29 protein-coding genes and 1 pseudogene are annotated in these 26659 nt (G+C 73.5%); 6 read left to right on the forward strand and 24 right to left on the reverse strand.

The genetic code is table 11. The annotated features are described in order from the left end of the window. Positions 1 to 8 precede the first annotated feature (8 nt). The 5 genes from AO398_RS10920 to AO398_RS10940 all read right to left on the reverse strand — a co-directional run bounded on the left by AO398_RS10920 (position 9) and on the right by AO398_RS10940 (position 2656). Positions 9 to 380 carry a PepSY domain-containing protein gene (locus AO398_RS10920; RefSeq protein WP_058192079.1) on the reverse strand — a complete coding sequence of 124 codons (372 nt, stop codon included), beginning with the start codon at positions 378 to 380 and terminating at the stop codon, positions 9 to 11. Positions 381 to 588: 208 nt separating this feature from the next. Further along, entirely contained in the window at positions 589 to 789 is a 201-nt protein-coding gene (locus tag AO398_RS10925; protein ID WP_058192080.1) for a hypothetical protein, read from the reverse strand. After that, entirely contained in the window at positions 786 to 1118 is a 333-nt protein-coding gene (locus tag AO398_RS10930; RefSeq protein WP_058192081.1) for a hypothetical protein, read from the reverse strand. Before AO398_RS10930 ends, AO398_RS10925 begins: the two co-directional genes overlap by 4 nt. Positions 1119 to 1484: 366 nt before the next feature. Continuing rightward, entirely contained in the window at positions 1485 to 1988 is a 504-nt protein-coding gene (locus AO398_RS10935; protein ID WP_058192082.1) for a hypothetical protein, read from the reverse strand. Positions 1989 to 2110: 122 nt separating this feature from the next. Beyond that, positions 2111 to 2656 carry a phage tail tip lysozyme gene (locus AO398_RS10940; RefSeq protein ID WP_058192083.1) on the reverse strand — a complete coding sequence of 182 codons (546 nt, stop codon included), beginning with the start codon at positions 2654 to 2656 and terminating at the stop codon, positions 2111 to 2113. 44 nt (positions 2657 to 2700) lie between these two features. On the opposite strand from AO398_RS10940, the gene AO398_RS10945 reads away from it, so the two are divergent. Next, positions 2701 to 3264, forward strand: a complete 564-nt coding sequence (locus AO398_RS10945; protein WP_244498729.1) for a GDSL-type esterase/lipase family protein — start codon at positions 2701 to 2703, stop codon at positions 3262 to 3264. 318 nt (positions 3265 to 3582) lie between these two features. Here the strand turns inward: AO398_RS10945 and AO398_RS10950 are convergent, their stop codons facing one another. Continuing rightward, complete coding sequence (locus tag AO398_RS10950; RefSeq protein WP_058192084.1) at positions 3583 to 4839, reverse strand: DUF2793 domain-containing protein; 1257 nt, start codon at positions 4837 to 4839, stop codon at positions 3583 to 3585. 142 nt (positions 4840 to 4981) lie between these two features. Then, a complete protein-coding gene (locus AO398_RS10955) occupies positions 4982 to 8878 on the reverse strand; it encodes a glycoside hydrolase/phage tail family protein (RefSeq protein WP_058192085.1) in 3897 nt (1298 codons plus the stop codon). Between the two features lie 81 nt (positions 8879 to 8959). Between AO398_RS10955 and AO398_RS10960 the strand changes: the two genes are divergently transcribed. Further along, a complete protein-coding gene (locus AO398_RS10960; protein ID WP_058192086.1) occupies positions 8960 to 9241 on the forward strand; it encodes an XRE family transcriptional regulator in 282 nt (93 codons plus the stop codon). Between the two features lie 96 nt (positions 9242 to 9337). On the opposite strand, the gene AO398_RS10965 is transcribed toward AO398_RS10960, so the two are convergent. Genes AO398_RS10965 through AO398_RS10975 form a run of 3 tightly spaced genes read right to left on the reverse strand, consistent with a single transcriptional unit; the run spans position 9338 to position 11395 of the window. Then, positions 9338 to 9871: an NlpC/P60 family protein gene (locus tag AO398_RS10965; RefSeq protein ID WP_152997488.1), complete on the reverse strand. Its 534-nt coding sequence runs from the start codon at positions 9869 to 9871 to the stop codon at positions 9338 to 9340. Then, complete coding sequence (locus tag AO398_RS10970) at positions 9868 to 10743, reverse strand: DUF2163 domain-containing protein (protein WP_058192087.1); 876 nt, start codon at positions 10741 to 10743, stop codon at positions 9868 to 9870. The genes AO398_RS10965 and AO398_RS10970 overlap by 4 nt, the downstream gene beginning before the upstream one ends. A 10-nt stretch (positions 10744 to 10753) precedes the next feature. Then, positions 10754 to 11395: a DUF2460 domain-containing protein gene (locus AO398_RS10975; protein ID WP_058192088.1), complete on the reverse strand. Its 642-nt coding sequence runs from the start codon at positions 11393 to 11395 to the stop codon at positions 10754 to 10756. Between the two features lie 240 nt (positions 11396 to 11635). On the opposite strand from AO398_RS10975, the gene AO398_RS10980 reads away from it, so the two are divergent. After that, positions 11636 to 12544: a TauD/TfdA family dioxygenase gene (locus tag AO398_RS10980; protein ID WP_058192111.1), complete on the forward strand. Its 909-nt coding sequence runs from the start codon at positions 11636 to 11638 to the stop codon at positions 12542 to 12544. 8 nt (positions 12545 to 12552) lie between these two features. Here AO398_RS10980 and AO398_RS10985 read toward each other — a convergent pair whose 3' ends face one another. The 7 genes from AO398_RS10985 to AO398_RS11015 all read right to left on the reverse strand — a co-directional run bounded on the left by AO398_RS10985 (position 12553) and on the right by AO398_RS11015 (position 15589). Next, the gene (locus tag AO398_RS10985; RefSeq protein ID WP_058192089.1) at positions 12553 to 13131 is read right to left on the reverse strand and encodes a phage tail tape measure protein; all 579 of its coding nucleotides are present in this window, start codon (positions 13129 to 13131) and stop codon (positions 12553 to 12555) included. Between the two features lie 103 nt (positions 13132 to 13234). Continuing rightward, positions 13235 to 13456, reverse strand: a complete 222-nt coding sequence (locus tag AO398_RS10990) for a phage tail assembly chaperone (RefSeq protein WP_058192090.1) — start codon at positions 13454 to 13456, stop codon at positions 13235 to 13237. A gap of 5 nt (positions 13457 to 13461) precedes the next feature. Next, the gene (locus AO398_RS10995) at positions 13462 to 13794 is read right to left on the reverse strand and encodes a gene transfer agent family protein (protein WP_058192091.1); all 333 of its coding nucleotides are present in this window, start codon (positions 13792 to 13794) and stop codon (positions 13462 to 13464) included. 3 nt (positions 13795 to 13797) lie between these two features. Further along, positions 13798 to 14208 carry a phage major tail protein, TP901-1 family gene (locus tag AO398_RS11000; protein ID WP_058192092.1) on the reverse strand — a complete coding sequence of 137 codons (411 nt, stop codon included), beginning with the start codon at positions 14206 to 14208 and terminating at the stop codon, positions 13798 to 13800. Positions 14209 to 14220: 12 nt separating this feature from the next. Beyond that, positions 14221 to 14637: a DUF3168 domain-containing protein gene (locus tag AO398_RS11005; RefSeq protein WP_058192093.1), complete on the reverse strand. Its 417-nt coding sequence runs from the start codon at positions 14635 to 14637 to the stop codon at positions 14221 to 14223. Continuing rightward, entirely contained in the window at positions 14634 to 14987 is a 354-nt protein-coding gene (locus tag AO398_RS11010) for a head-tail adaptor protein (RefSeq protein ID WP_058192094.1), read from the reverse strand. The genes AO398_RS11005 and AO398_RS11010 overlap by 4 nt, the downstream gene beginning before the upstream one ends. 41 nt (positions 14988 to 15028) lie before the next feature. Further along, positions 15029 to 15589, reverse strand: coding sequence for a hypothetical protein (locus tag AO398_RS11015; protein ID WP_058192095.1), 561 nt, complete (start codon positions 15587 to 15589; stop codon positions 15029 to 15031). 28 nt (positions 15590 to 15617) lie between these two features. On the opposite strand from AO398_RS11015, the gene AO398_RS11020 reads away from it, so the two are divergent. The 3 genes from AO398_RS11020 (at position 15618) to dps (ending at position 18147) form a co-directional block, all read left to right on the forward strand. Next, complete coding sequence (locus AO398_RS11020) at positions 15618 to 16355, forward strand: trypsin-like serine protease (protein WP_058192096.1); 738 nt, start codon at positions 15618 to 15620, stop codon at positions 16353 to 16355. A 207-nt stretch (positions 16356 to 16562) separates the two neighbouring features. Then, a complete protein-coding gene (locus AO398_RS11025; RefSeq protein ID WP_082643233.1) occupies positions 16563 to 17474 on the forward strand; it encodes a trypsin-like serine protease in 912 nt (303 codons plus the stop codon). 127 nt (positions 17475 to 17601) lie between these two features. Next, on the forward strand, positions 17602 to 18147 hold the full coding sequence (gene dps / locus AO398_RS11030; RefSeq protein WP_058192098.1) for a DNA starvation/stationary phase protection protein Dps: 546 nt from the start codon (positions 17602 to 17604) through the stop codon (positions 18145 to 18147). Positions 18148 to 18378: 231 nt separating this feature from the next. On the opposite strand, the gene AO398_RS11035 is transcribed toward dps, so the two are convergent. The 7 genes and pseudogenes from AO398_RS11035 to AO398_RS29365 all read right to left on the reverse strand — a co-directional run. Then, a complete protein-coding gene (locus AO398_RS11035) occupies positions 18379 to 19674 on the reverse strand; it encodes a phage major capsid protein (RefSeq protein WP_152997489.1) in 1296 nt (431 codons plus the stop codon). After that, positions 19671 to 20198 carry an HK97 family phage prohead protease gene (locus AO398_RS11040; RefSeq protein ID WP_058192099.1) on the reverse strand — a complete coding sequence of 176 codons (528 nt, stop codon included), beginning with the start codon at positions 20196 to 20198 and terminating at the stop codon, positions 19671 to 19673. The genes AO398_RS11035 and AO398_RS11040 overlap by 4 nt, the downstream gene beginning before the upstream one ends. 367 nt (positions 20199 to 20565) lie before the next feature. Then, entirely contained in the window at positions 20566 to 21759 is a 1194-nt protein-coding gene (locus tag AO398_RS11045) for a phage portal protein (protein WP_058192100.1), read from the reverse strand. A 513-nt stretch (positions 21760 to 22272) separates the two neighbouring features. Next, the gene (locus tag AO398_RS11050) at positions 22273 to 22524 is read right to left on the reverse strand and encodes a hypothetical protein (protein WP_058192101.1); all 252 of its coding nucleotides are present in this window, start codon (positions 22522 to 22524) and stop codon (positions 22273 to 22275) included. A 105-nt stretch (positions 22525 to 22629) separates the two neighbouring features. Then, on the reverse strand, positions 22630 to 23934 hold the full coding sequence (locus AO398_RS11055; RefSeq protein ID WP_244498732.1) for a terminase family protein: 1305 nt from the start codon (positions 23932 to 23934) through the stop codon (positions 22630 to 22632). 186 nt (positions 23935 to 24120) lie between these two features. Further along, positions 24121 to 25833, reverse strand: a complete 1713-nt coding sequence (locus tag AO398_RS11060) for a methyl-accepting chemotaxis protein (RefSeq protein ID WP_244498730.1) — start codon at positions 25831 to 25833, stop codon at positions 24121 to 24123. A 356-nt stretch (positions 25834 to 26189) separates the two neighbouring features. Further along, a pseudogene (locus AO398_RS29365) lies at positions 26190 to 26659 on the reverse strand (hypothetical protein); the annotation flags it as partial.

Genomic DNA, 26659 nt, shown 5'->3' on the forward strand with positions numbered 1-26659 from the left:
GAAGCCCGTCAGTATTGGCCCGCGACCTTGCCGGTGCGGGCGTCCACGATCACGTGCACGAAATGCCCGTCCCGGCGCAAGGCGGTCAGCATGTAGACGAGCCCGTCCTCGTGACGGCACAGGCTCGCGCGCTGGATCTCGGCCCGGGGGATCACCGTGCGGGCCGCCCGAATCGCCGCCACCGGGGCGATCACGCGCCGCTCGCCGACCTCCTCGCGCATGTCGGCCGGCGACAGGCAGCTCTCGATCCGCAGGGGCGTCGGATCCGCCACCTGGGCCGTCTGCGGGGCCGGCCCGTCATCGGCCATGGAGCCGAGCCGGGCGGCGGCGAGGGCCGCGGCGGTCAGGCTGATAGCGACGAGGGCGATGGCGTAGCGCATTGCCAGAAGATTAGCGCCGAGGGCACTGAATGCCCCCTGAATATGGAGCTGTAGGCCCGACGACGCGCGATCGGCGGGCTGTCGACTCCGGGGACATGAGAACTGTTTGATCGCGGACGGCATAGACCGGCATTACGGCCGACGGGCTTTTCGGGTTCCACCGCTCCGTCGGTGCCGCACAGGCGATTGTTGCGGCCGGCCCGAGGGCCTAGCGATCGGCCCGGCATCCGGCCGGCGGGGCCGACCGGAACAGGGTCGCCGGCGCGGCTGCGTGCGCGGCCAGGACGGCGTCGATCGACCAGGGCCGCGCCCCGAATTGCGCACCGAGCTGGAGCATGATCGCGATCGAGGCCGCCCCGGACAGGGCCAGCCAGATCCGGTCGAGGATCCGATTCCATTGCCGGCTCATCGTGCGCCTCCCGTGATCAGGGCCCAGAACGCCCGCAGGGCGGGCATACGCTCGGTGAGCCACGCGATCTGGTCCGAGAACCAGTGCGCGGCCGCCGCCGCGGTGACGAAGGCGAACAGGGTCGCGTGCTTGAGGCGCCGCAGGTAGCGGCGCAGCACCCGCCGCTCGACATGCGCGTCCACGAGCTCGTCGAGGACGGCCAGGCGCGGCTCCGTCTGGCGCGCGACATAGGCGTGCCAGAACGGTGGAAACCGGATCGTCCGCGCCAGCCCGTCGGGGTCGAACGCGCGCTCGGGCGGGTGGCGTGGGGCCTGACGGATGGCGTTCATGGCTTCCTCCCCCGGCACAGACCATTCCCAGCCTCGCACCAGACTGCGTGCAAGGCTCGAAGCGCTCCCTCTCCCGTGCGGGCGACGACGTTCGCATATCGTCTTCGGTCAGGCCCGACGCACTCTCCTCCCCCTTGTGGGGAGGCGTTGGAGGTGGGGGTGGTTCAGAAGGCACCGCTGCGCCCCATCCTGCACCACCCCTGCCCCCTCCCCACAAGGGGGAGGGGAAACGCGTTGAGTTTCAGAGGCTTGCCAAAGAACGAAGCCGATATGCGAATCTGTTAGCCCATGCGGGTGCGGGACCCCGTCCCGCATCCGGCATCGTGTGAAGTCGGCCGCTTGCGGGCGGAGACGCGCCGACCGCCGTCAGGCCCGATGCGCCGCGTCCCGCTCGCGCAACGCGGCCAGCGCCGGCGTCAGGACGTTGCCGACGCTCGCCTGCGGGTCGAGGGGCAGGGCCCGGAAGATCCGGGCGGCGACGCCCTCGGCACCGCCCTGCTGCCGGACGACCCGGGCCGGGGCATGCGCCAGGACGTGCCGGGCGCCGGCCGCCACCACCGCGGAGCCGAGATCGACGCTCACGGTCCGGCCCCGGGCGGCGCCGGCCACGGCGTTCTGGCCATACTCGGCCCCGGCCCGGATCGCCGCCTCGACCCGCTCCCGGGTCAGCAGCGAGGTCGCCCAGGGCGCGACCCGGGCGATGCCGGCGGTGACCGCCGCGGCGGCGATGGGCACCAGCACGGCCGAGACCGGTTGCAGCAGACCGACCAGCCAGTCGCCCCAAGGAATCGCCACGCCGCCCGCTGGAGCACCGGCCAGCGCCGGGGAAACCAGGGCGACGAACGGGATCGCGGCGCCGGCCAGAGCCATTCCCGATCGCGCTGCGACCGGGAATGGCTCCAGGTCTTTGATGCAACGCGCTCGTTTACGCCGAACCGGTATCCACTTCGGCGACGAGCGCTCTGGCGCCAGCCCGGCACGGAAGAGCTGCGTCATGATCGATCTCCGGTGTTGCGCGCACGGCGGACCCGGCCGGCTCGGGATTCGGATGGCGGCGGCGCGGCCGCGCGCAGGGCGGCAAGCGCCCGGCGGGCGCAGGCCAGCCGGCTCGCCGACGCGATCACGCCCGGCCGCTCGAAGTGCCGGCATACGGTCTCGGTGGCGGCCTCGAGGGTCGGGGCCTGCCGCAGGGCGGCGAGCGCCGCCGCCTCGGTGGTGCGCAGCTCCACGCAGAGGTAGCGGTACTGCGCGTCCAGCGATGCCGGATCGAGGGCCTGTGCCCGGCACCAGGCCTCCATGGCCACGCGCCGGGGGCCGGTCCATTGCGCCAGCCCCCAGCCGCCCCGGGACCCGGGCACCACAGGGGCGACCTCCTGGCGCTGACGGAAGCCGCCGCTCTCCTGCCCGAGATTGCCCAGGAGGCCGGCGGCCTGGAGATCGGTGAGTTCGAGATCGCGCATCAGGCGCGGCCCGAGGCGCCGGCATCCGGCCGCGAAGGCGTCGCCCGGCCCCCGGGCCGGACCGGTGGTTGCGGGCATGGGACTTCTCCGGGCAGGGTCCGCGCGGCGCGGACGGAGGACACGTGGGACACGGACAGGGCCGGCCGCTGGTGTTCATCGGCGATTCGATCACCGCCGGCTGGGGCGTGGCCCGGGCCGAGACCTTCGCGCGGCACGGGTTCAACGCCCAGGGCGTGCCGGGCCAGACGAGCCGGCAGATCCGTGCCCGGTTCCTGCGGGACGCGGCGGGTGCCCGGGGAATCCACCTGCTGTGCGGGATCAACGACATCGCCGAGATCGGCGGCCCGGTCTCGGACGGGGCGATCCGGGACAACATCGCCGCCATGGCGCTGGCGGCCTTCGAGGCCGGGCTACCGCTCTGGATCGGCACCGTGATGCCGAGCGATTTCTGGGGGTGGCGCCCGGAACTGCGGCCGGTGGCGCGCATCCGCGCCCTGAACCGGTGGATCCACGCGCATTGCGCCGCCAGCGCCGCGGCGCGGATCGACTATCACGCGCCGCTCGCCACCCCGTCAGGCGCGCTCCGACCGGAGTTCACCGAAGACGGCATCCACCTCAACGCCGCCGGCTACGCCGCGATCGAGCCGACGCTGCTGGCGGCCCTGGTGCCGGGGGATGAACGGTGAAGCAGGGCTGACGGCTTCAACAGCCTATCGACACGGCAACGTTGGCGCCCCCTCGCCCCGCTTGCGGATTCGCACATTAGGGTTGTCTTGAAACAAGGCTCCGAAACGCAACGCGTTTCCCTCTCCCTTGCGGGGAGGGGTCAGGGGTGGGGGTGGTGCAGGATGGGGCGCAGCGGTGCCTCCTGAACCACCCCCACCTCCACCTCGTCCCCGCAAGGGGAGGAGGGAGCGTCGCGCCTTTCGCCGTGCGATGTGTGAACGTCGCAGGCAAGCGGGGCGAGGGGAACATGCCCGCACCGTGCTCTTCGGAATCCCCCTTCAACACCCCAGCGCCAGCCAGTGGGTCGGGACATTTCCAGCGCCCGTCACCGTGCCGCCGGTCGTGCGGCGGTTGCGGAGGGTGAAGCCGGTGGCGGTCACGTCGCTGATCTGGCTGGCGTAGAGCGTCCCGGCATCCCCGGCGACCGGTTGCGCCCAGGCACCCAGGCAGGCGCTGGGGAAGGCCGGCGCGAACGACACCGAGAAATCCGCATCGGCGCTGGTCGCGAGTCCCCATTGCAGGATCAGGCCGTTGGCGAGACGGGCGTAGCCGTTCGGGGTCAGCGCCTGCGTGCCGAGCGCCAGGGGCGTGCCGTCGGCGCGCTGGTACTGGCGCACCCACCAGCGGCCGGCGCCGTCCGAGGTGGCGAGGCAGGTGTCGTCGGCGGCCGTGACGATGTCGGCGTGGGTCGGCAGCACCAGCTGCTCGGGATCGTGGACCAGGGTGGCGGCGCCGGCGAAGCGCAGGAGCCGCTCCCGGTCGGCGCCGGAGCCGAACCGGGTGATCCGGGCCGTGCCGGTGACGAGGACCCGCCGCGTCCCGGCGGCACCGAGATCCGTGGTCGCCGCCGAGGCCAGCACGGTCTCCGTGGAGGCGAAATCGATCCCGCCCTTCGCCGCGGAGGCGGTAAGCGCGGTCCTGAAGGTTGATCCGTCCGGCGACACCTTCAGCGAGAAATCGTCGCTGCCGAGGAGGCCCAGCAGGGCGCGGGCGGAATAGCCGGTCTGGAGGATCAGGCCGGCATCCCGGGACGCGGCCTGCTTGTTGACCGCGATCCGCATGTCGCCGGAGCCCGGCGTGGCGTCGTCCCAGGTGAGCAGGGCCGCGTCGGACTTGACCGCGAGGCGGTTGGTGGCATCCGCCCCGGTGTTGATGCCGAGCCGGCTGACGCTCTGGATCGCCGTGAGCGTGCGGCGGAAGCTGCCCCAGGCGGTGCCGTCGAACACGTAGAGGTCGGCCTCGTCGATCACGTAGGCGAACCAGCCGGCCCGGGGCACGGCGCCGATCCAGACACCGTCTGAATAGCGCACCACCTGGCCGGCGAGCCCGGCCCAGGCGCCCCCCGGGTTCGACGCGACGACGAGGTAGCGGTCGCCGTCGGCGGGGTTCTGCGGCGGCGCCGTGAGGTCCTTGTCCAGGCAGGCGAGCTGGACCAGGGCGTCGAGGAGGCCGAGCGCCTCGTTGTGGGTGACGTGCTTCTGGGCCTGGCTCGCCGCGATCAGCGGCAGGCCGAGACGGGGCGTGGCGTCGGTCATGGGGGCTCCGGGGGGCTTGCAATGCCGTCATCGCGAGCGCAGCGAAGCGACCCAGTGCAGCGCGCGATCACGATGGGTGGCGCATCCCTAGGTTGCTTCGCTGCGCTCGCAATGACGGTGAGGGCTTCGCTCCAAAGCCGGATCAGGCGGTTCGGATCGGGATACGCGCGCGGGTGGCCGGGCCGGGGCCGGCCTCGGCGGCGATCTGGGCCACGGCGACATCGAGGCTGGTCTGCCTACCGCCGAAATCGGCCGCCTCCTCGGCGTAGAGGACCTGCTGCGCCTCGGCCCGGATCGTGCGCAGGGGCGTACCGGCGCCGGAGAAGACCGTGACGGCGTAGGCCTCCGGCTCGTCCAGCGGAATCTCGGCGGGCTCCCAGGCATCGCCGTCCCGGCGCGCCCGGCGGATCCAGGAGAGCCGCACACCCGAGGCCTCCCGGCGCGCCCGCAGGTGGACCGGCCGCAGGGGACGCAAAGCCGCAAGCCCGGCCGTAGCGACGAACTCCGTGAAGGCCGGATCGCCCGGATCAAGGGCGGCCGGGCCGACGCGGTAGCGGAAGAGGCGGCCGACCTCGTCCAGGCGCGCGACCAGGGGCACCACCGCGCCGTCGTCGAGCCGCACGATCAGGCTGCCCGCCGGCGCCACCCGTCCGGCCGACGCCTCGCTGCCGGCCAGCCCGCGCAGGAAACCCGAGAGCCGGTAGGTGTCGGGACCGGTCGCGGCCGCGTCGGCGGCGGAGAGCAGCTCCACGGCGCCGTCCGGCCCGATCAGCGCGAACAGGTTACCGCCCGCGCGCATCGCGGCCTCGCCGATGGAGCCGAGCGCCCCGCCCCGCCGCAGGGTGACGTCGAGGGAAACGCCCCGGTGCAGCCGCCAGAGCGGGCCGGCCGGCAGGGCCGTGAGGGTCCGGCCGAGGCAGGCCGGGTAGTCGACGAGGCCGTGGAGCGCGAGCGGCCCAGATCCTTCCGCACGCCAGACGGCCGCCGCCCCGGGCCACGGCTCGCCCGCCACCGCGAGGTATTGCAGCACCGTCGGGCTGCCGCGGTCCACCGGCAGGTCGAGCGCGAGGGCGAAGGGCGGGCCCGGGAAGGCCGGCACAGGACCCGCCCGCAGGGCCGGGCTGCGGGGCAGGCCGCGCGCGGGTCCGCCCCGGGGCGGCACGCCGCTCGCCCCGATCCGGCGCCCGGTGGGCGCGTCGTCGATCCGGTCGATCCTGCGCAGAACCGTCCCGCCCGGCACGTCGGCCCCGGCCGCCAGGAGGTCGCCGGGCTCCAGCTCGACGCGGCGCGGGCTCAGGGTGAAGACCGCGCTGTCCCGGGCGGCGATGACCCGGTCGAGCATCGCCTCGGCCAAACCGTCGCCGGTCTCCCGGCGGGTGACGATCGCCGCCTCAATCCGGGTCTCGCGCCGCCGCTCGCCCACCGGGCGGATCGCGGCGGCCGTGGCGCGGCGGTAATCCGGGCTCTCGGATTCGGTCAGCCCGAGCTCGACCGAGCGCGGCAACGCGCTCTCCTCGGCCCGGACCTGGCGCAGGACCGGTTTGTCCTCCGACAGCCGGACGAGATCGGCCTCGGCCAGCACCACCGGCCGGTCGCGGCGGGGCCCGCGCAGGTGCAGGGTACCGGCCACCGCCGAGACGTCGAGGCCGTAGACCTGCGCCAGGGTCTCCAGGGCGGCGCGCGCCGATAGCGGCCGGTCGAGGACGTAGCCGTCGAGGAAGGCGGCGGCCTCCACGGCGACCGGCGCGTCGAAGCCGAAATCGGCCAGGATCTTCAGGACCAGCCGATCGAGGTCGCAGCCCTCGATCCGTCCCGTGATCCAGTGCCCGACCCGCCAGTTCGCGGTGTCGGCCCAGACCGCCTGCACGGCCGGGAAGGCCGGGTAGGGCCGGGCGTCCCAGGACCAGACGAAGATCGATGCCGGATCGACCATCCGGCCGCCATAGACCGGCGAGACCGGGTTATCGGAGTCCGAAAAACCCGCCGCTTCCGGGTCGAACCGGGCGATCACCGCCTCGAGCCCGCGCAGCTGGATCAGCTCGTCGCGCAGAGCCCGGGAATGCGGCGGGTAGGCACCCTCGGCGGATTTCGGATCGGGGAAGACGTTGGGGCCGTTGGTGCCCTTGTCCACCGCCGGCACCCCGACCTCGGTGAGCCAGATCGGCTTGGCCTTCGGCACCCAGGCGGTGGCGCGGGTCTCGACGCCGCCGTCGCGCTCGACATGCGGGTTCGACCACCAGCCGACCAAGTCCTTGGGCCGGAAGACCCACGGCTTGCCGGCGGCGCCGTCCTGGATCGGCAGGCGCGCCTGCGCGTCGCGCCGGGCCGCGTCGGCATAGTACCAGTCGTAGGCCTCGCCGGAGGCACCCCGGGCCTTCAGGTAGGCGCGGTCGGCGATGTCGCCCGAGACCGCGAGGTCGGCATGGTCCGGCGCGTCGCGCCAGTCGGAGATCGGCGGATACCAGTCGATCCCGACCGCGCCGATATTCGGGTCGGCGAACAGGTCGTCCAGGGGAAACCGGATCGTGGCGCCGCCGTCGCGGACATGGGCGCCGTACTCGGTCCAGTCCGCCCCGTAGACGAGGGTGACGCCGGCGCCGAGGCGGGACCGCACCTCCGCGGCGAGGCTCTTGAACGCCCGCACGGCCGGGTAGCCGGCGCCGCCGCGGACCCGGGTAAGGCCGACGAACTCGCTGCCGATCACGAAGCCGGCGATCCGGACACCGGAGGCCGCCCACAGGGCCGCGAGTCCGGCATAATGCAGCACCTCCGCGCGGTAGCCGTTCGCGAAGAAGCCCTGGACCTGCGCCTCCGCGGCAGCGGTGCCGTCCGGGCTCCCCGGGACGCCCGGGGCCGGGTCGCAGGTGATGCGCCCGCGCCAGGGATAGGGCGGCTGGGTCGCCCCGGGCACGCGTGGGTCGGGCAGGCTGTTGCCTGCGGGCACGTCCATCATCACGAACGGGTAGAGCAGCACGTCGAGGCCCCGGGCCGCGAGGTCGGCGACCAGCCGGGCCAGCCCGGCATCCGACGGGGTGCCGCCATAGGCGGGGGTGCCGTCCGGCAGGGTCGAGACCAGCTCCGCTTTGTCGCGCGTGATCCCGGCAACGCTCCAGGGTTCTGGCAGGGTGCGCTTGGTCCGGGTCTCGACCTTCGGCAGGCCCGGCGCGGCGCCGGCCCGCAGGTCGGTGCCGAACCACGTCGCCACCACGGCGACCCGGCGCAGGTTCGGGCACAGGGCCTGGAGGGCGTCGAGCGACGCCGTGACGTCGGTGGCGCGCTGAAGCTGGTGCCGGTTGGCCGCCTGCGTCCGGCCGAGGCCGAGATCGACGGTGACGCGGTTCGGGTCGAGGGCGAACTCGCCGGCCCCCGGGATCAGGTCGACGGCGCGGATCCTGTGGAACAGGCCATTGACCGGGCGGACCACCTCGAAGGCGAACTGGGGCACGCGGTTGCCGAACTCGGCGAGCGGCAGGTTCTCGAACACCACGTAGGCGAGGCCGCGATAGGCCGGGGCGTTCTCCGCGCCCTCCTTGGCGACGATCAGCGGGTCCGGCGCCTGCTCGGGGCCGCCGGTATGGACCCGCAGGGTGATCCCGACCTGGTCGATCTCCTTGCCGTCCGCCCAGATCCGGCGGACCATCGCGATCTCGCCCTCGCACAGGCCCACCGCCAGGTTGGCGAAATAGGCGTAGCGGGTGCGCACGGTCTTCTGCCCGCCTGCGCCCTTGGAGGCGGAGGCCGCGCGCTCCACCGTCGTGTTGGCGACCTCCCGGGCGCGCGTCGCCCAGATCAGGCTGCCGCCGATCTTCGCCCGCCCGTAGACCCGGGGGATGGGGTCGCCCTCCGTGGAGGACAGGCCGGCGACATCGGCGAGCCGCGGCCCCTCGACGAAGCGCGCGTGCCGCCCGGAGCCCGACAGCATCCCGTCGAGCCCCGCCCCCGCGGCCGCCCCGAGCACGCGCCCCACCACGGCCCCGATCGGCCCGCCCAGCGCGGTCCCGGCCGCCCCACCCGCCGTGGACAGGATCAGGGTGGCCATGGCGGGCTCCGGGGTGGGGGCGGACGTGTTGTGGTAAGGTTTGCCGTTCGGGGAACGGCATCGACGGCAGGGGCGGCGGCCATGGGAGACACGCACTTCGACAGCGTCTGGGACGCGATCGAAGACACGCCGGCGAAGGCCGCGCGGATGCGCCTCCGCTCGCAGCTGTTGATGGCCCTGCGCACTCACATCGAGCAATCCGGCCTGAACCAGTCCCAGGCGGCGAAGGTCTTGGGCGTCACGCAGCCGTGCGTCTCGGACCTGATGCGCGGCAAGATCGACCTGTTCGCGATCGACACGCTGGTCGCGATGCTCGCCGCGGCCGGACTCCAGGTCGAGCTGCGTGTCGCTGCGGCGGCTTGATGCGGTTTGGGATCGAAGCGCTCACCACTGCCTCCACCGTCATTGCGAGCGCAGCGAAGCAACCTAGGGAAACGCGCGATCCCAGACCGTAGCGGTTCACTGGGTCGCTTCGCTACGCTCGCGATGACGGCGGGAATGACCCTCCTTGCGCGTGCCAGGTGCCAAGCCGCCCGTGGCGACCAGCTCCTCCGGGAACCGGAAGACCCCCGTCAGGTGCCGCCGCCACCAGGCAGTGAGCGCCACCTCCGTCACGGCGGCGTGGTCATGGGCGTGGATCATGGCGCCGTCGCCGGTGGCGATGGCGCAGTGGTGGGCCGGGAGATGGCGCCGGAAGGCGAAGAGCAGCACGTCGCCGGGCCCGGGCGTCGCGCCGGCCGCCGGCATCAGGTGGCGGGCCGCTGCCGCGGTGAGCGGGTCGGTGCCGGGGGCGGCAGATTCCGCCCAGGTGGCGGCGTAGGGCGGCACCGGTTCCGGCTCGGCCCCGTAGAGCCCGCGCCAGATCCCGCGCAGCAGCCCGAGGCAATCGCAGCCGACGCCGCGCAGGGATGCCTGGTGCCGGTAGGGCGTGCCGAGCCACAGCCGCGCCTCGCCGAGCGCGGCCACGCCGATGTCCCGCCGCATCGCGCTCATCGGAACAGGCTCCCGCCGTCGAGGACGGGCTCCGAGCCCGGCACCGCGCGCATCACCGCGTCGTTGCCGGGCATGTGCGGGAAGCCCTGGAAGTTGACCGCGTTGGCGAAGCGGTCCCGGCAGGTGGCGAGCCGCTTGTCGCAGCCGGCGGTGAGGCTGAATGCATCCCCGGCCGCCACCGGCCGGGGCGGTGCGATCCCGAGTTCGAGCAGCGCGCCGAGCTGGAGCCGCACGTCGGCCGTGAGCCCGGCATTGGCGCCCTCCGTCCAGGTGAGCGTTCCGCCGGTGAACAGCCCGTCCGCGAAGCCGCCCGCCAGGGTCACCGCGAGTGTCGCGGGTTCGGGCAGGCCGGTGACCCGTCCGGTGGTCCGCCAAGCCGAGAGGTCGACCCGGCAGCGGCCATCGCCCAGATCGGCACCGCAGGTCGCCCGGTAGGTGCGGCCGCGCTCGGCCCCGAGCCGGTGGGCGAGGCCGCGCAGCTCCGCCACGAAGGCGTCGCCTTCGCGCCGCACCTCGCCGATCGTGCCGACATCGATGAGCAGGCGCGTCTCCGGGTTGGTCCAGTCGACCAGCCAGGTCTCCACCGTAGCGCCGTCGTAGAGGCCGCCGGCAATGTCGGCCTCGGTCAGCCCGAGGGAACTCAGCGCCCCGGCGACATCGCCCCCGGAGACCGCGAAGCCGGATTCGGACGCGGCCTCGGCCGCCTCCAGCCCGGTGCGGGCGGCGTGGACCAGGCCCGCCAGGGTCAGGTCGCGGTCATGGTCGGTGAAGCCCAGCGCCACGCCGTCCCGCCGACGCAGGGACCAACAGCGGCACAGGGTGGTGACGCCGCCCGCGAGATGGGCCGCGACGGCATCCGGGATATCGCGCATCAGTTTGTCCTCACGGCACGATCTCGACGAGCGGCACCTTCGGGATCTCGCCCGCCGTGAAGGCGGCGAGGTCGATGGTGAGGTCGTCGGTGTCGAAGCGGACCGGCACGTCGAAGGCGAAGCCCGCGGTGACGGCGGCGCCCTTGGCCGGGACCTGGCCGGCCGCGAAGGTGACGAGCCCGGTGGTCGGGTCGCACGCGAAGTCGTCGGCGCCGATCTCCCGGCCGGCCAAAGCCACCCGGACGCTGCCCGCCACCGGCTTGGCGATGCGCCGGCGATAGGGCGCGAAGCCGGCACCGTAGGTCTTGGTCAGCGGGAAGGAGGCGGTGGCGCCGTCGCCGGTGCCGAGCGTCTGGTCGAGGGGGCCGATCGCCCGGCCGGGGGGCCCGGAGCGGCAATCGACCCGGTCGCGGTAGCGGAAGCCATAGAGCCGGCCGCGCCGCTCCTCGAAGAAGGCCAGCACGGCGTGGAGGGAATCGAGCCCGCGCAGTCCGAACCCGGCATCGTAGCGGCGGCGGGAATCGGCCCAGCGGCCGTTGCGGTGCTCCCGGCCCGAGGCCAGCGTGACGATCTCGGTGAGCCGCTGCGGGCCGCCGCTGCCGCGCAGCGACACGTCGAGGGGAAACAGCACCTCGTGGAAGGCGTCGGCCATGGCGCGATGATCCCGGAAAGGGGGCTGGAGAAGGCACGTCCTCCCGGCCGCCGCCGACCGGGAAGAGTTTTTTTGGAACGGGCGAAACTTCGGAAACGCCGTTTATCGACAATCGGCCTCAACCGGGTGAAGATCATTCAAGACGACGGACGCTTCTTCGAAGACATTCATCTCCGGAAGATCTCGAAAGATCTTTCCCGGCAGGCGTACGTCGTCCCCGATCCACCCAGGAGCCTTCCGATGAGCGCCGTCCCGCAGCCGCTGCACCCCACCCTCGACATCCGCCGGGTCGCCGGCCGCATCGGCGCGGAGATAAGCGGCGTCGCACTCGCGGGCCATCTCGACGCCGCCACGGTGGCGGCGATCCGCCAGGCGCTGGTGACCCACAAGGTGGTGTTCTTCCGCGACCAGGATCTCGACGAGGCGGGCCAGGAGACGTTCGGCCGGCGGCTCGGCGATCTGGTCCCGCACCCGACCGTCCCGTCGCTCGCCGGCACCGCGGGCGTCCTCGATCTCGACGGCAGCCGGGGCGAGCGGGCAAGCTCCTGGCACACGGACGTGACCTTCGTGCCGGCCTATCCGGCGATCTCGATCCTGCGGGCCGTGACCCTGCCGGCCTATGGCGGCGACACCCTCTGGGCCAACACGGCGGCGGCCTATGCGGAGCTGCCCGAGCCCCTGCGCGAGCTGGCCGACCGGCTCTGGGCGCTGCATTCCAACGTCTACGATTACGTCGGCGGGCGCGTGAACGCCCCGGAGGCCGGCCGCCAGCGCTACAACGAGGTGTTCACCCGGACCGTCTACGAGACCGAGCACCCGCTGGTGCACGTGCACCCGGAGACCGGCGAGCGCTCACTGATCGTCGGGCATTTCATCCAGCGCCTCCTCGGCCTCACGACCGCGGATTCGCAGCACCTGCTCGCGATCTTCCACGATCACGCGACCCGGCCCGAGAACACGGTGCGCTGGTCCTGGCGGCTCGGCGACGTGGCGATCTGGGACAACCGCGCGACCGTCCACCGGGCGGTGGACGATTACGGCGACCTGCCCCGGGTGGTCCGCCGCGTCACCATCGCGGGCGTCCCCCCGGTCAGCGTCGACGGACGCCGCAGCCGGGCCAGGGAGGCCGCGGCCAGCAAGGCGGCGTGAGGGGGCGATCACGTCGCCCGCTGCCCTCGCGCCACGGCGCGGGCGAGGCTCGCCGTCAACTGCGCCTCCGAACGGCGGAAGGCGCCGGGGTCGGGGGTGGCGATGTTGACCGTCACCGAGACCGGCCGGGAAGCGGGGGCGCCCGCGGCGACGCCGAGGGGGCCGTCCGGGCCGCGGTTGAGCGGCAGGATCGCCTCGGGGCCGGCCTCGCCCATCAGGCCGGCCCCGTTCGCCATCGGGAAGTAGGTCGGCGCGGCCACGACCCCGCCGGCCGCGAAGGGCTGGACCTGCCCGCCCCGGAACATTCCGCCCCGGGCGAAGCCGGTCTCGCTGCCGGCACCGGCCCCGAGCACCGCGTTGACCAGGCCGGTGATGCCGGAGCGGATCGGGCCGGAGGCCGCCCGGGCCGCCGCGCCGGCGAGCTTGCTGCCGATCGTGCCGAGCACACCGTCGAGGCTGCGCCCCGAGGCGGCGCCCCGGCTCAGCGCCGAATCCAGGCTGCGGCTGAAATTCTTGGCGAGCCGGTCGAGGGTCTCCAGCTGCTTGATCCGGGCGGCATCCTGCGGATCGGGGTCGGCGTCGATCATCGGGCGGCCCTCCTGTTCGGTCGGGGTTAGCGTGGTGCCATAACCCGAGATCCCAAAGGGCCCAGCCCTTTGGCGGGGTGTCGGGGCGGAGCCCCGGCTCGGTTCACGGGCCCGGATCCGGATAGGCGGCGAGCAGGCGCTCGAACGCGGCGCGGCTCAGCGGCTCCGGGCCGCGGCGGCGGCCGAGGGCGGCGGCGAATTCGCGGGGCGTGGCCGCCCAGAAGGCGGCGGGGCTCCAGCCGAGCGCGCCGAGGCCGAGGGCCAGGGCGTCGTCCCAGGGGAAAGCCGGCGCGCGAGCCGGCGCCGACGCAAACGCGTCGGGCACCGGCTCTACCGAGGGTTTGCGGGTCCCGGCGCCTCCCCGAAGGCGGCGGCGAGGACCTCGCCGAGCGCGGTCGAGACCGCCTCCAGCCCACCGGCGAGGGGCAGGCGCGCGACCGCGTCGTCGTCGAGGGCGTGGCCGCCGCCGCGCAGGGCCGCGCCCAGCAGGGCGATCAGGTCCCGGGCCGAGACCCGGCCGCCGTCGAAGCGCTCGGCCAGGCCGACGAGGTCGCCGGCCTTGAGCGCGCCCTCCAGCTCGGCCAGAGCGCCGAGCGTCAGGCACAGGGTGTAGCGCCGGCCGGCGAGCTGGAGCGGCACCTCGCCGCGGATCCGGTTGGCCATGGCTCAGGCCACCGTGAAGGCGAGCACGCCCGCCGAATCGAGGCTGATGTCGAAGGTGACCTCGCCGGCATGGTCGCCGCGGTATTCGAGGCTTGCGATCTGGAATGGCCCCTCCAGGGTCCCGAAGGCCGGCACGACCACCTGGAAGGTCTCGATCGCGCCCTCGAAGAAGATCAGTCGCAGGCGCACATCCGACGCCTGGTCGCGGAACACCCCGGATCCGGCGATCGCGGCCCGGCGCACCCCGGCCCCGGCCAGCAGCTCGCGCCAGCGGCCGGTGGAATCGGCGTTGGTGACGTCCACGGTCTCGGCGTTGAGGGTGATCTGCCGGGTGCGCAGGCCCGCCACCGCCACGAAACCACCCGCGCCGTCGCCGGCCCGGAGCAGCAGGTCCTTGCCCTTCTGTGCGCCCATCGGGCCCTCCTCTCACTGGGTTTCGGTGACGGCCTCGAGCGTCAGGGTGGCCCGGGCCTCGCCGGTGCGGGCGTCGCGGGTCGCCCTGATCGCCCGCACCCGCAGGGTGACGAGGCGGCAGCCCTGGAGCGGCAGAGCGGCGTCCGTGAGGAGCGCGGCCATGCGCTCGGCGGCGTCGAGCGCGGTGCGGACCGAGCCGGGCTTGGCGATCACCGCGATGGCGTGGCTGTGGCGATGGCGCTCCGCGCCGTCGACGGAATCGTCCGCGATCTCGGCCTCGCCGAACAGGGCGTAGACCGGCACCGAACCCCGGGGCGGCTCGTCGTGGAGCCGGACCTTGCCGCCGAGCAGGGCCGCGAGGGCGGCGTCGCCGGAAAAGCGGGCGATCAGGCCGGCGCGCAGGGCCAGGAGCGGGCTCGGGTCGCTCACGACGCGCTCTCCCGGGTCAGCTCCTCGACATGGCAGACCAGATCGCGCCCCTTCGCGTCCGGCTCGCTGACCGCGCGGATCGCGAAGCGGCGGGGGCCGGCAGCGAGCCGCATGGTCGGATCGAGAGCGACCCGGCCGCGCAGGATGACCCGGTAGGCGGGACGCGTATCGGTCCGGCCCCCCTCCGGGCGGTCGACGAGGCCGGCCGGAGCCATCGCGCCCCACACGACCGGGCCGGCCACGTAGCGGCGCAGCACGCCGCCGAACCCGTCGGGCTGCTCCAGGGGCCGTTCGAGGACGAAGCGGCGGCGCCGGGCGCCGACCGGCGGATGATGGGGGGTGGTCGCCATCGGCGAAGCTCCGGTGGGTCGCAATCGGACAGGGCGGCGGATCACAGGCGCATCCGGCGGAACGGCGCGGCGAGGTCGGCGGCGTCGGTGCGGACGGCATCCGGCTCGTCGCCGCGATGCTCGTAGCGGGCGGCGGCGAGCCGCAGGATCGCGAGCCGGAGCGGTGCCGGCAGCGGCGGCCCGTCGCCCCCGAACCCGGCCGCGACCTCGATCAGGATCGTGCGGCCGGCCGGGTCCGGCACGCCTGGGTCGATCAGCAGGCCCGGCGCCTCGACCGGGTCCGGCCCGAGGCGGACGAGGCCGGCGGCGAGCTCGGTGACGCCCTTGGCGTCGGACAGCCCGGCGCGGATCAGCGTCACGAGCGGGCTCAGCGGCAGGCCCAGCTCGCCATTCGCGGGCCACGCATGGAGGGCGATCCGGTAGCGGCCCGGCACCAGGATGCGGCGCGCCTCGATCTCGAGGCTCGCCCGGGCGGCGGTGATCAGGGCCGCGAGCAAGTCATCCTCGGTGCCGCCGTCGTCGGAGCCGAGGCGCAGATAGGCGCGCAGCTCCGCCACGATCCCCGGCTCGACCACGGCCCCGTCGGCGCGTATCGGGATCATCGCGTTGCCCCCTTGCTGGATGTCTCGAATGCCGGTCCCGAAGCGCCGCCGGGCGGCCCTCACCGTCCTGGCGGCGGCCCTCTGGCTCGCGGCCGGCCCGGCCGGCGCGATCGTCGGCGGCGCTGAGGCGCCGGCCGGCGGGGCCGTGAGGCTGCTGTCCTCGAACGGCGGCGTCTGCACCGGCCTGGTGCTCGCCCCCGACACCGTGCTGACCGCCGCCCATTGCGTCGCCGCCGGGCGGGAGCACCGGGTCCATTTTCGCGATGATTCCGGGGCGCCGGTGCTGGTCGAGGTCGCCGCCCGCGCGATCCATCCCGGCTACGATGCCGGCGCGGCCGCCGGCCGGCGGAAATCCATCGACCTCGCGCTCCTGCGCACCGCGACGCCGCTGCCGCCGCGCTTCGCCCCGGTCACCTTGAGCGCCGCACCACCGCGGGCCGGCGAGCGCCTGACGCTCGCAGGCTACGGCGCCGCCAAGCCTGGCGATCCGCGCTCCACCGGCACCTATCGCAGCGTCAGCCTGCCGGTGATCGAGCCGCACGGGCCGAGCCGCATCCTGGTCTGGCTCCAGGGCGGCGCCGGCGGCGGCCGCCCGGGCGATTCCGGCGGCCCGATCACCGGGCCGGACGGATCCGTGCTGGCGCTGGCCGCCTGGATCGGCGGCGCCTGCGGCGGCCTCACCCAGGGCGTTCTGGTGGGGCCGCAGCGCGGCTGGATCGACCGGGTGCTGGAGGGCTGGGGCCGGAACGCGCGCTGGAGCGGTTGAGGCGGCCGTGCCTGACGGACCCGCGCCGGCCCTCCCCCCTTTTGTGGGGTCGTGGGACGCGTGCGCGTCCGGCACCGGTGCACGCCTCGGACGTCACCGTTCGGAACCGCAGCTTGGCCGGTTCATTGCCTTGCTCTAGGCTCCCTGCGCGCCGCGCCCTCGCCGCGGCGTCCCACCTTGCGCCGTGAGCGCCCCCCGGAGTGCCCGATGTCCCGTCGCCCGATGCGCAAGGCCGGCCTCCCTGAGCGTGTGCGAGGCGCTGGGCTCGGGGCTGCCCTTCTCGGCAGCGCCCTGCTCGGATCGGTCGCCGCGCTGATGCCCGCCCCCGCGGCGGCGGTGATCAACGGCACCACCACCCGCGATCCCAACGGCGCCCGGACCTTCGCGGTGCGGATCGAGAGCACCGAGGGCGAGATCTGCTCGGGCACGCTGATCGCCCAGGACCTCGTGCTCACGGCCGCCCATTGCGTGATGCGCCCGGCCGGCTACACGGTGATCAGCGTCGACCGCGGCTTCCGCCAGCATCGCACCCAGGTCATCGCCGCGACCATGCACCCGGACTTCGTGCCCGGCACGACCCCGGAGGACCAGCCCGGCGTCGATCTCGCCTTGCTCAAGCTCGAGGCGCCGCTCGGCGCCGATTACGTCCCCCTCGATCCGCGCGGCGCCGCCTCGATCGATACCGGCGCTCCGGTGGACATCGCAGGCTTCGGCGTCGTGGCCGAGAACCGGCGCGACACGGCCCGCACCCTGCGTCTCGCCCATCTCGTGTCGATCGGCTCGCTGCAGGTCGCCAACCGGGTGACCGTGGTGACCGACCGGCGGCGCATGGCCGAGACCTCGGGTGCCGGCGCCTGCCTAGGCGATTCCGGCGGCCCGATCCTGGTCGGCGGCCCCGGCGGCTACCGGATCGTCGGCGTGGTGAGCTGGTCGAGCGGCGCCCTGCAGCAGGGCACGCGCCGGACCGCCTGCGGCGGCTTCACCGCGGTGACGCCGGTGGCCGAGCACAGCGGCTGGATCGCCACCCGGTCGGCGGAACTCGCGCGGATCCCGGTGGGCGAGGTTCTGCCGCGGGGCAACCGCTCCGACTGGATGGCCAAGCCCGGCCGGCACCGCTGAGACCGGCACCGCCTCGGAACACCCGGCCCGCCGTCGCGTTTGTGCAACGCAATTGCGTCAGATGAGGACTCGCGGCCTGAGTGGCATATTCGCGACCGTCCGCACGCATGTTTACGGAGCAAATTTCATGGCTGACACCGGCAAGGGCGATACCGTCCGCTCGCACAAGACCCGTAACGACACCGACTCGAACGCCAAGCAGGTCTCGGTCCAGGCGCTGAACGCCCGGCTCGCGGACGGCATCGATCTCGCCCTGGCGGTCAAGCAGGCGCACTGGAACCTCAAGGGTCCGCAGTTCATCGGCATCCACGAGATGCTCGATGGCTTCCGCACCGAGCTCGACGATCTCAACGACAAGGTCGCCGAGCGCGCGGTGCAGCTGGGCGCCACGGCGTTCGGCTCGACCCAGGCGGTCGCCGAGAAGACCAAGCTGCCGGCCTACCCGACCGGGATCTACGCCATCGCCGACCACGTGGCCGCGCTGATCGACAGCTACGCCGCCTACGCCAACGCGGTGCGCGAGAACATCGACGAGACCGACGAGGCCGGCGATCCCGGCACGGCGGACCTGTTCACCGAGATTTCCCGCGCGGTCGACAAGCAGCTGTGGTTCCTCGAGGCCCACGTGCAGGAGCCGACCGGGACGCTGCGCGACGGCAACCCGGGCCGGTAAGCTCAGCTCGATAAGCGGTCGTATTCGGTAATGGCACGCGCCCTCCCTCCCCCCTCTGCGGGGGAGGGAGGGCCGGCCGTCAGGCCGGGTCGGGAGAGGGGCAGCGCGACGGTCACGGGTTTCACGCCCGTTGCGACCTTTCCGGACACGGCGCTCCCCCTCTCCCGACCCGCTTCGCGGGCCACCCTCCCCCGCAGAGGAGGGAGGATGCCGTGCGGGTGTCAGCCTCCCTCACCCGAATTTCAGAACCTTGATCGCATCAAAATCCTGCACTCCGCCGCCGACGCGCTTGGTGACGTAGAACAGCACGTAGGGCTTGGCCGAGTACGGGTCGCGCAGCACCCGCAGGCCGGTGCGGTCGACCACCAGGTAGCCCCGGCGGAAATCGCCGAACGCCACCGACAGGCTGCCCGCCGCGATTTCCGGCATTGCCTCCGCCTCGGTGACGGGGAAGCCGATCAGCGTCGCGGATTGGGCGGCGGTGAGCGGCGGGTGCCAGAGGTAGTTGCCCTGCGCGTCCTTGAACTTGCGGATCGCGCTCTGGGTGCGCCGGCTCATCACGAAGCCGGCATTCTGGCGGTAGGCCGCCCGCAGGGCGTAGACCAGATCGAATAGCACGTCGGATGGGTTGCTCTGCGGGAACGCCCCGGCCGCCCCGGTGGCGACGCAGCCGAGCTTGCCCGGCGTCCAGGTGGCGTTGGCCACGGTGTCGTAGCTCAGGAAGCCGCGCGGGCGGCTGGCACCGTTGCCGGTAACGAAGGCCACCCCCTCCTGCTCGGCGAAGGCCATCTCGACCTCGGCCGAGAGCCAGGCGTCGAGATCGACCACGGCATCGTCGAGCAATGTCTGGGTCGCGGCCGGCATGGCGTAGAGCTCCATGGCCGGCACCGCGATCTCGGCGAGCACCGGCCCGTCGGTGCCGGGGCGCGGCGCGGTCTCGGCGACCCAGCCGGTCGCCGGAGCGCCCACCGAGGCCGCGCGCTTGTACTGGGCGCCGGAGATCTGCTGCACGCTGGCGATGGACCGGATCGGCGAGACGTTCGCTAGGCGCGCCAGCACGGTCCGCTCCAGGGTCTGCGGCACCAGGTAGCCGCCATCCGGCCCCGATCCGGCCGACAGGGCCTTGGCCTCCAGGCGCTTCAGCCCGGCGCTTTCGCCGGCCCGGACATAGAGGTCGAAGGCCGCCTTATGCTCCTGCGCAGCCCCGTCCTCCCGGGCCCCCGGCTGGCCGAGCGGCGGCCGGGCGCGGTCGAGGGTGATCCGGTCGAGCCGGGTCCGGGCGGCGTCGAGGGCCGCGTCGATCCGGGCGAGCTTCTCCTCGGTGAGCACGTCGGCGCCGAGCCGGCCCTCGATCTGGGCGATGCGGCTGTCGTTGGTCTCCTTGAACGCCTCGAAGGCGATGGCGAGTTCGTCCAGCGCCGGCTGGACCGGTTCGGCCCCGGGGCGGCCGGCCTTGTTCTCGAGGCCGGGCAGCACGCCCTTGGTCTCCGGGGCGGGGCGCGACGGTGCGGCGGTGTGGGACATCATCGAACGACCTCGTGGCTGGGGTGGGTGAAGCGGGACCGGACCGCCGGCGTCAGGCAGGCGGCGGGTTCGGGGGCGATCCTGCGGGCGAGGCCGCGGATCTCGGCGGCGGAGGGATTGCGATCCGGGCTCGCCCGGGCCGCGGGCTGCAGCGGGAAGGTCACCAGCGAGATCTCCCACAGGTCGACCCGCTGGAGCCGGCGCTCGCCGCCCGCGCCCTTGCGGGCGAGCAGGGTGCGGAAGCCGATCGACAGCCCGTCGAGACCGCCGCCGCGCATCAGCGCGTCGATCTCCCGGGCGCGCTGGACCGCGAGGTTGAGCTGCCCCTCCGCGAACAGGCCGCGGGCATCCTCGCGCAGCGACAGCCAGCGCCCGATCGGCTCGGCCGGATCGTGCTGGAACAGCAGCCGCACTCCCGCCGCCCCGCGCCGGGCCAGGCTGGCCGCGAACGCGCCCGGCACCACCACGTCGCGGCCGAGATCGGGCACGCCGAACACGCTGGCGTAGCCGGAGAAATGGCCATCCATCGGCTGGGTCCTCGGTTGTTTTTTGGGATGGGTTGAGAGGCCGTGGCTTCAAGGGAAGCCAGTCCTGCAATGGCAGGCGCTCTCCCTCCGCCCTCTGCGGGCTACTTCACACATCGCCCGGCGGAGGGCGCGACACGCTCTCCTCCCCCTTGCGGGGAGGAGTTGGAGGTGGGTGTGGCGCAGAAGGCACCGAAGCGCCTCGCCCGGCACCACCCCACCCCTCCCCGCAAGGGGGAGGGGAAAACGTGTCGTGTTTCAGAGCCTTGTTTCGAAACAACCCTGATGCGTGAATCCGCCAGCCCGCGCGAGGGAGGGCGGGCCTCGCGTCAGCAAGGGTCGGGAGCGGGTCTGGAAGGCGGCGCGCGCCTCACCCAGCTGCTTCCGGCTCCGGTGGGTAGCCCACCGCCGCGCGCTTCTCGGCCACCGACAGGAACCCGGCCGCTTCGACCCGGCGCCAGAGGGATTCCCGCTCGCCCGACAGGGCCTCGATCCGGTCGAGATCCGGCTCCAGATCCAGGGCGCCAAAGGCCGGTTCCAGCGCGCCGGCCGGCGCCTGGGCGGTGCGGGCGGCGAGCGGGATCAGGGTCTGGCGGTACAGCGCCCGATTGGCCTCGGCGTAGTTGGCGTGGGTGCTGTCGCCCGGCAGGCCGAGCAGCAGCGGCGGCACCCCGAAGGCCAGGGCGATCTCCCGGGCGGCGGCATTCTTGGCCTCGACGAAATCCATGTCCCTGGGCGACAGGGCGAGCGGCTTCCAGTCGAGGCCGCCCTCCAGCAGCAGCGGCCGGCCGGCATTGGCGGCCCCCTGGTAATTGGCCTCCAGCTCGGCCTTCAGCCGGTCGAACTGCGGCTCGGTGAGCGCCGCCCCGGCGAAGACCAGCGCCCCGGAGGGCCGGGCGGCGTTGTCGAGCAGGGCCTTGTTCCAGGCGCTGGCGGCGTTGTGGATGTCGAGCGCGGTCGCCGCCGCCTCGATCGGGGCGAGGCCGGCATAATCGTCGTCCGGGTGGAAGAGGGACAGCGCCAGGATCGGCGCAACCTCGGGGTCGCCGGGAGCCGGCAGGTCGAACCGCCGGCTGGTCCCGCCGACCGTGTAGACATAGGCGGCGGGCCAGCCGTCCGGGCCGGGCAGCATCCGCATTCGGCCGGGCCGCAGCGCCTGCAGGGCGGCGGTCCGCCCGTCCAGGCTCACCGCCTCGAGATAGGCCGTGCCGCTGAGCAGGAGGTCGGCATAGAGCGTCTCCAGCAGGCGCGTGCCGCTCTCGCGCGGGTTCGGCCGGGCCAGCAGCGCCAGCAGGTCCCCCGCCCGCGCGGCGCCGGCGCTGGCGCCGGTGGCGACGAGGGGCAGGCTCGCCGCCCCCTCGGCGACCAGCCGGACCGCCCGGTGCACCACCGGGTTGCCCTGGTAGCCGGCCCGCGCCAGTGCCGCCGGATCCCGGGCCGTCCAGCTCGCCCGCCCATCGGTGTAGAGGGCGAAGGCCGGGGCGGCCTTGGTGACGAGATCCGGTCCAGGCGGGCGGGCGCCCCGGCGCGCAACCCGCGCCAGCCGATCGAGGAGAGTCGCCATGCCGGTCCGCTCCTGGGCTAAGGCCCCAACCCGAAAGGTGGTTCGTGGCTCTCGGGATGCGGCAAAACCAAAGGCCTCGCGCATCGTCCGATCCGATATCCGGGACGATGCGCGAGGGTATAAAGCTCCGATTCGCCCGCCGGCTCGGCGGGCGGGGTCAGCGTTGGGCGATGCGGTGACAGGATGGGCCGCTGCGCGGGTGCGGCGGATACACCGCACCCCGGGCCCGGGCGTGGCTATGCGGCTACAGCCTCGAGACGCCGCCTCGTGTATTCAGGATGCAGTTCGTTCCAGAGACCACGAACCGACTCGCGGCGCGCTTCTCGCAGAGGCGCGCCGTATTGTTGTGTCCGCGCGGCCTGGCATCGGGCTCTCGACCAGGGGATGCGGGCGATCCCCTTCTCCCGAGGTACCGCGTCAGCGGCCTCGCTCCGGCCCCTCAGGATGCTGGGGGATCGTCGGATATCCCGGTCCCTTCGTACTTTGCCGAGGCCCCGCCCGGCATCGACCCCATCAAACCGTCTCGACCGCGCGCGGGACGACACCGGCGGCTTGCCGGGCGTAGCGGAGCACGGCGGCGCGGTCGGCCTCGCTCGTGATGGCATGCCACAGGCGCAGCAACTCGACCGTGGCGCTCAGATCGGCGCGGACCGTCGGGGGGCCGAAGAAATCGGAGACCGGGCAGCCGAGGGTCTCGGCGAGCATCCGCAGGCGGCGATGAGCGCTGTCGGGCAGACCGATCTCAGGATCAGGATCCGAGTTCATGAGCCGCCCTCCGGATGTACGATCAACCATAACAGCCACCCCGAGTGTATGCAATTTATGGATGCAACACGCCTCACTTTCCCGTGTGGGACCGCACGGCCGGCTTCATAGCCGCCGGATCCGCGGTTCCCGGGCCCCGTCGAGCAGCAGATGCGTCACCGCCCAGACCAGGGCGTCGAGCCGGTCGGGCGAGGCGCCGCTCGACAGACCGTCGGGCCCGAAATCGCACAGCTCGTCCTCCAAGGCCGGAAACGCCCCGACATGGTGGACGAGGCCGCGGGCGTAGAGCAGCGAGACCGGCTCGGCGCGCAGGTACTTGCCCCGCGTCGCGCGGACGGGCGTGACCGGCACCGCCGGGTCGCACTGGGCGACCACCGCGGCGGCCATCTCGCCCCCCTGGTTGACCTCGACCACCAGGACATCGGCCCCGAGCCGGTGATAGAGCGCCAGCGCCGCCCCGGCCCAGGCCTGGGGGCTTGCCCGGGCGAGGCTGGCATCGGCCAGGACGTAGGCCTCGGCGCCGGCGCGGCCCGCGGCCACGATCCCGCAGGCATCCGAGCGCGCGCCCGAGGTCGCGGGCGGGTCCACCGCGACGACGATCCGGGCCAGATCCGGCGCGACGGCGACCCGGGCGGTCTCCAGGGCCCCGCGCGCCCAGAGGGCGTCGTCCCGGTCGGCGATCAGCTCGCCGTCGAGTTCCTGCCGGCCCAGCCGCGTGCCGGCATAGCGCCCGACCACCTGCTCCAGGAAATCCGGAGCGAGATGCGCGGCATTGTCGTGGGTGCGGGCGCGGCTCACCACCGTGCGCGGGTCGGCGAGCAGGCGGCGGATCAGCGGCACCGGCCGCGGCGTGGTGGTGACGAGGTTGCGCGGGCGGGCGCCCAGCCGCAGCCCGAATTGCAGCATGTCGAAGGCGGCTTCGGGCCGGCGCCACTTGGCGGCTTCGTCGCACCAGGCGCCGCCGAATTGCGGGCCGCGGAGCGCATCGGGCTCCTCCGCCGAGAAGGCCAGGGCGACCGCGCCGTTGTCCCAGGCGAGCCGGCGCAGGCTCGGCGACCAGCGCGGCCGCGCCCGGCCCCGGGCCGGCAGGTTGAGGAGGCCGGACGGCCCCTCGACCATCACGTCGCGCACGTCGAGATGGGTCTCGCCCACCAGGGCGATGCGGCCGACCGGCTCGGTCGTGAAGGCCGGGTCGCCCCGGGCCAGGGCGTCGACCCATTCGGCCCCGGTGCGGGTCTTGCCGCTGCCGCGGCCGCCGATCACCGCCCAGGTCGTCCAGTCGATCCCGGATGGCGGCAGCTGGTCGGGCCGGGCCTGGTGCAGCCAGTCGTCCGCCAGCGCGCAGACCAGCGGCGCCGGCAGGGTCGCCAGGAAGTCAGGCAGCCTCCCGGCCGCGGCCAGGGCCTGCATCGCGGCGCGCGATGCCCGCGCGGAGGGCCGGCGCGTCGGGCCCGGTGCCGCCATCGCCCCCCTCCCGCCCGTCGCTCGGGTCCCGCAGCACCGCAGCCGATGGACCGCCTCGGGACTTCGCCGCGATCGACCGGCGCCGGGCGCCGATCGATCCGATGATGGCGTCCGGAAGACGGACGCGTGGTCTCACGCCGCCCGCAGCTGGGCCAGCAGGCGGGTCACCTCGGTGCTGAGCGTGCCCGCTTGACGGGATACCCCGGCGGCGATGTCGAGCACGAGCTCGGCCGCCGTTCCGGTATCGCCGGCGAGGCTGGCGACGCCGTCGATCGTCACGCGCAGCGCCCCCGCGCCGTTGGCGGACTGGCTGACGTTGCGGACGATCTCCTGGGTGGTCGCGCCCTGCTGCTCCACCGAAGCCGCGATGGCCGCGGAGACGCCGTCCAGGTCGCCGATCCGCGTGACGATCTCGGTGATCGCCAGGACCGCCTCGCGGGTTGCGCCCTGGATACCGCTGATCTGGGCCGAGATTTCGTCGGTGGCCCGGGCGGTCTGGTTGGCCAGCTCCTTGACCTCGGCGGCCACCACCGCGAAGCCCCGGCCCGCTTCCCCGGCCCGCGCCGCCTCGATGGTCGCGTTCAGCGCCAGCAGGTTGGTCTGCCCGGCCACGCCGGAGATCACCGCCACCACGTCGCCCACCCGCGCCGCAGCCTCGCTCAGGTGGCGCACCAGCTCCGCGGTGCGCCCCGCCTCGGCGCTGCTGGCCCGCGTCAGCGCGGCCGCGTCGGCGACCCGGCGCGCGATCTCGCCCACGGAGCTCCCGAGCTCCTCGGCCGCCGCCGCCACGGTGGCGGCATTGCTGGCGGCGTCCCCCATGGCGCGGGAGGCCTCCTCAGAGCGTGTGGCCGTCGCGCCGGCCATCTGCGCCATGGATTGCGCCGTCCCGCGCAGTTCCACGGCCGATCCGGTGACCGCCTGGACCACGGCGCCCACCGCCTCCTCGAAGGCGGCCGCCAGGGCGTGGTTCTGCGCCCGCCGTTCGCGCTCGCGCTCGGCATGGGCCGCCGCGTGCCGCGTCGCGGCATCGTCGGCCAAGCCGGTCTTGAAGGCTTCCAGGCAGCGCGCCATCGCGCCGACCTCATCCGTCCGCGCCACCCCGGGCACCGCGGTCGCGTAATCGCCCGCCGCGATCCGTTCCATCGCGGACCCGATCGACGCGTAGCCGCGCAGCAGAGCCTTGTAGCCGAAGCCGGCCAGCGCCAGGAACGCCGCCACGGTGGCGACCAGGGCGCCGATCACGCCCAGGAACCAGAGGTGCGCCTGGGCCTGGAGCGCCTGCACCGCTTCGTTGGTCCGATGCTCGATCAGTCCGTAGAGGTCGTCGAGCGGCTTCATGATCCGGGCCTTGAAGGCGTGATAGTCCGGTGCGTGGACGAGGGTGATCGCCCGCTGCCGGTCCCGCTCCGGCTGCGGCTCCGCGAGGGGATGCCCTTCGGCGTCCTTGCCCTCGACGAGGTTCATGGCCTCGACGCCGATTCGGACCAGGCCGTCGGAGTTGCGCACCGCCTCGGCGAGCTTGTCGGTCTCCTGCTGGGTGAAGCCGAGGCGTTGCATCAGCGTCTGGACCGAGACGGCCTCTCCGTCGGGGCGCGGCTTGGGCAGGCCGGCCGAGATGAAGTCCCAGTAGACGCGATAGTAGTCTTGCGGCCGCGGCTTCTTCCCGGACCGAATATCGATGATGTCAAAATATTGTTTTTTGTAGCTCGGATCGCCGGTGACCACATAGGTTCGGCTGAGACGGGTGAGATCGTCGGAGCTCTGCCTGACCTCGCCGGCCAGGAGGATGGACTGAATGCGCAGATTGTTCGCGCCATCGACTTTTCCGATCGATGATCCGTACATCGTGATCATAAATGACAGAACGATGCACGATAAAACATTGACCGCACACAGTGCGAAGAACTTTCGTGCCAGACTCATCCCATCGGCCCCGTGATCGATACTTTCGTTCGATCGCAGTCTTGCCTCACAATCTACGGCGAATCCACCGAGAAGCGACGATCAACGCAGTTCGGATAATGGAGGCTTACCGGCCAGCACGGCCCCGGCGGCGGCATCCCCGGCGCCGCCGCACGGAAGCGCCCCGGGCCGCGAGCCGAGGGCCCGGCGCGGTGTCGGCCGATTCGCGCGGAAACCGGCAAGGTGCCGTCCGGTCGAGATCCTGTCGCGGGCGCGCCGACCGGCCGGGTCCGAGCGTGTCAGGCCGCCGTCCGGGCGCGGACGAAGCCGGCATAGCGGCGCGCGATCTCCGTGCGGAGAGCCGGCAAATCCGGTTCGGGGCCGCTATCGCTTCCGTCCCCGGTCCCCGCGCCGATCTCGTCGAGCAGCCGCTTGAGGCCGCCGAGGTCGCGCAGCACCCGGGCGGAATCGAGCACGGCCGCCCCCTCCCCGTTCAGAGCGGCATCGAAGGCGGCGATCTGCCGGGCGATATGGGCACGCAGATGCGCCCGCAGGGTCGGCGGGTCCGCCGCCGAGGCCGGATCGAGGAGGCTGGGCTCGGCCGTCTCCACAGCCGGCTCCGGCGCCGCCGCTTCGGGTTCGGCCAGACGTTCGGAGCGGGCCACGCCGCAGACCGCCAGGAGCCGCCCGGTCGCCTCGCGGCCGACACCCGCCGCCTCGGCGACATCCTCCGGATCGTTGCGCCGCTCGCTCAGCAGCCGGGTGAGCG

The sequence above is a fragment of the Methylobacterium sp. GXS13 genome, from assembly GCF_001455965.1.
In the GTDB taxonomy this organism is placed as follows: domain Bacteria; phylum Pseudomonadota; class Alphaproteobacteria; order Rhizobiales; family Beijerinckiaceae; genus Methylobacterium.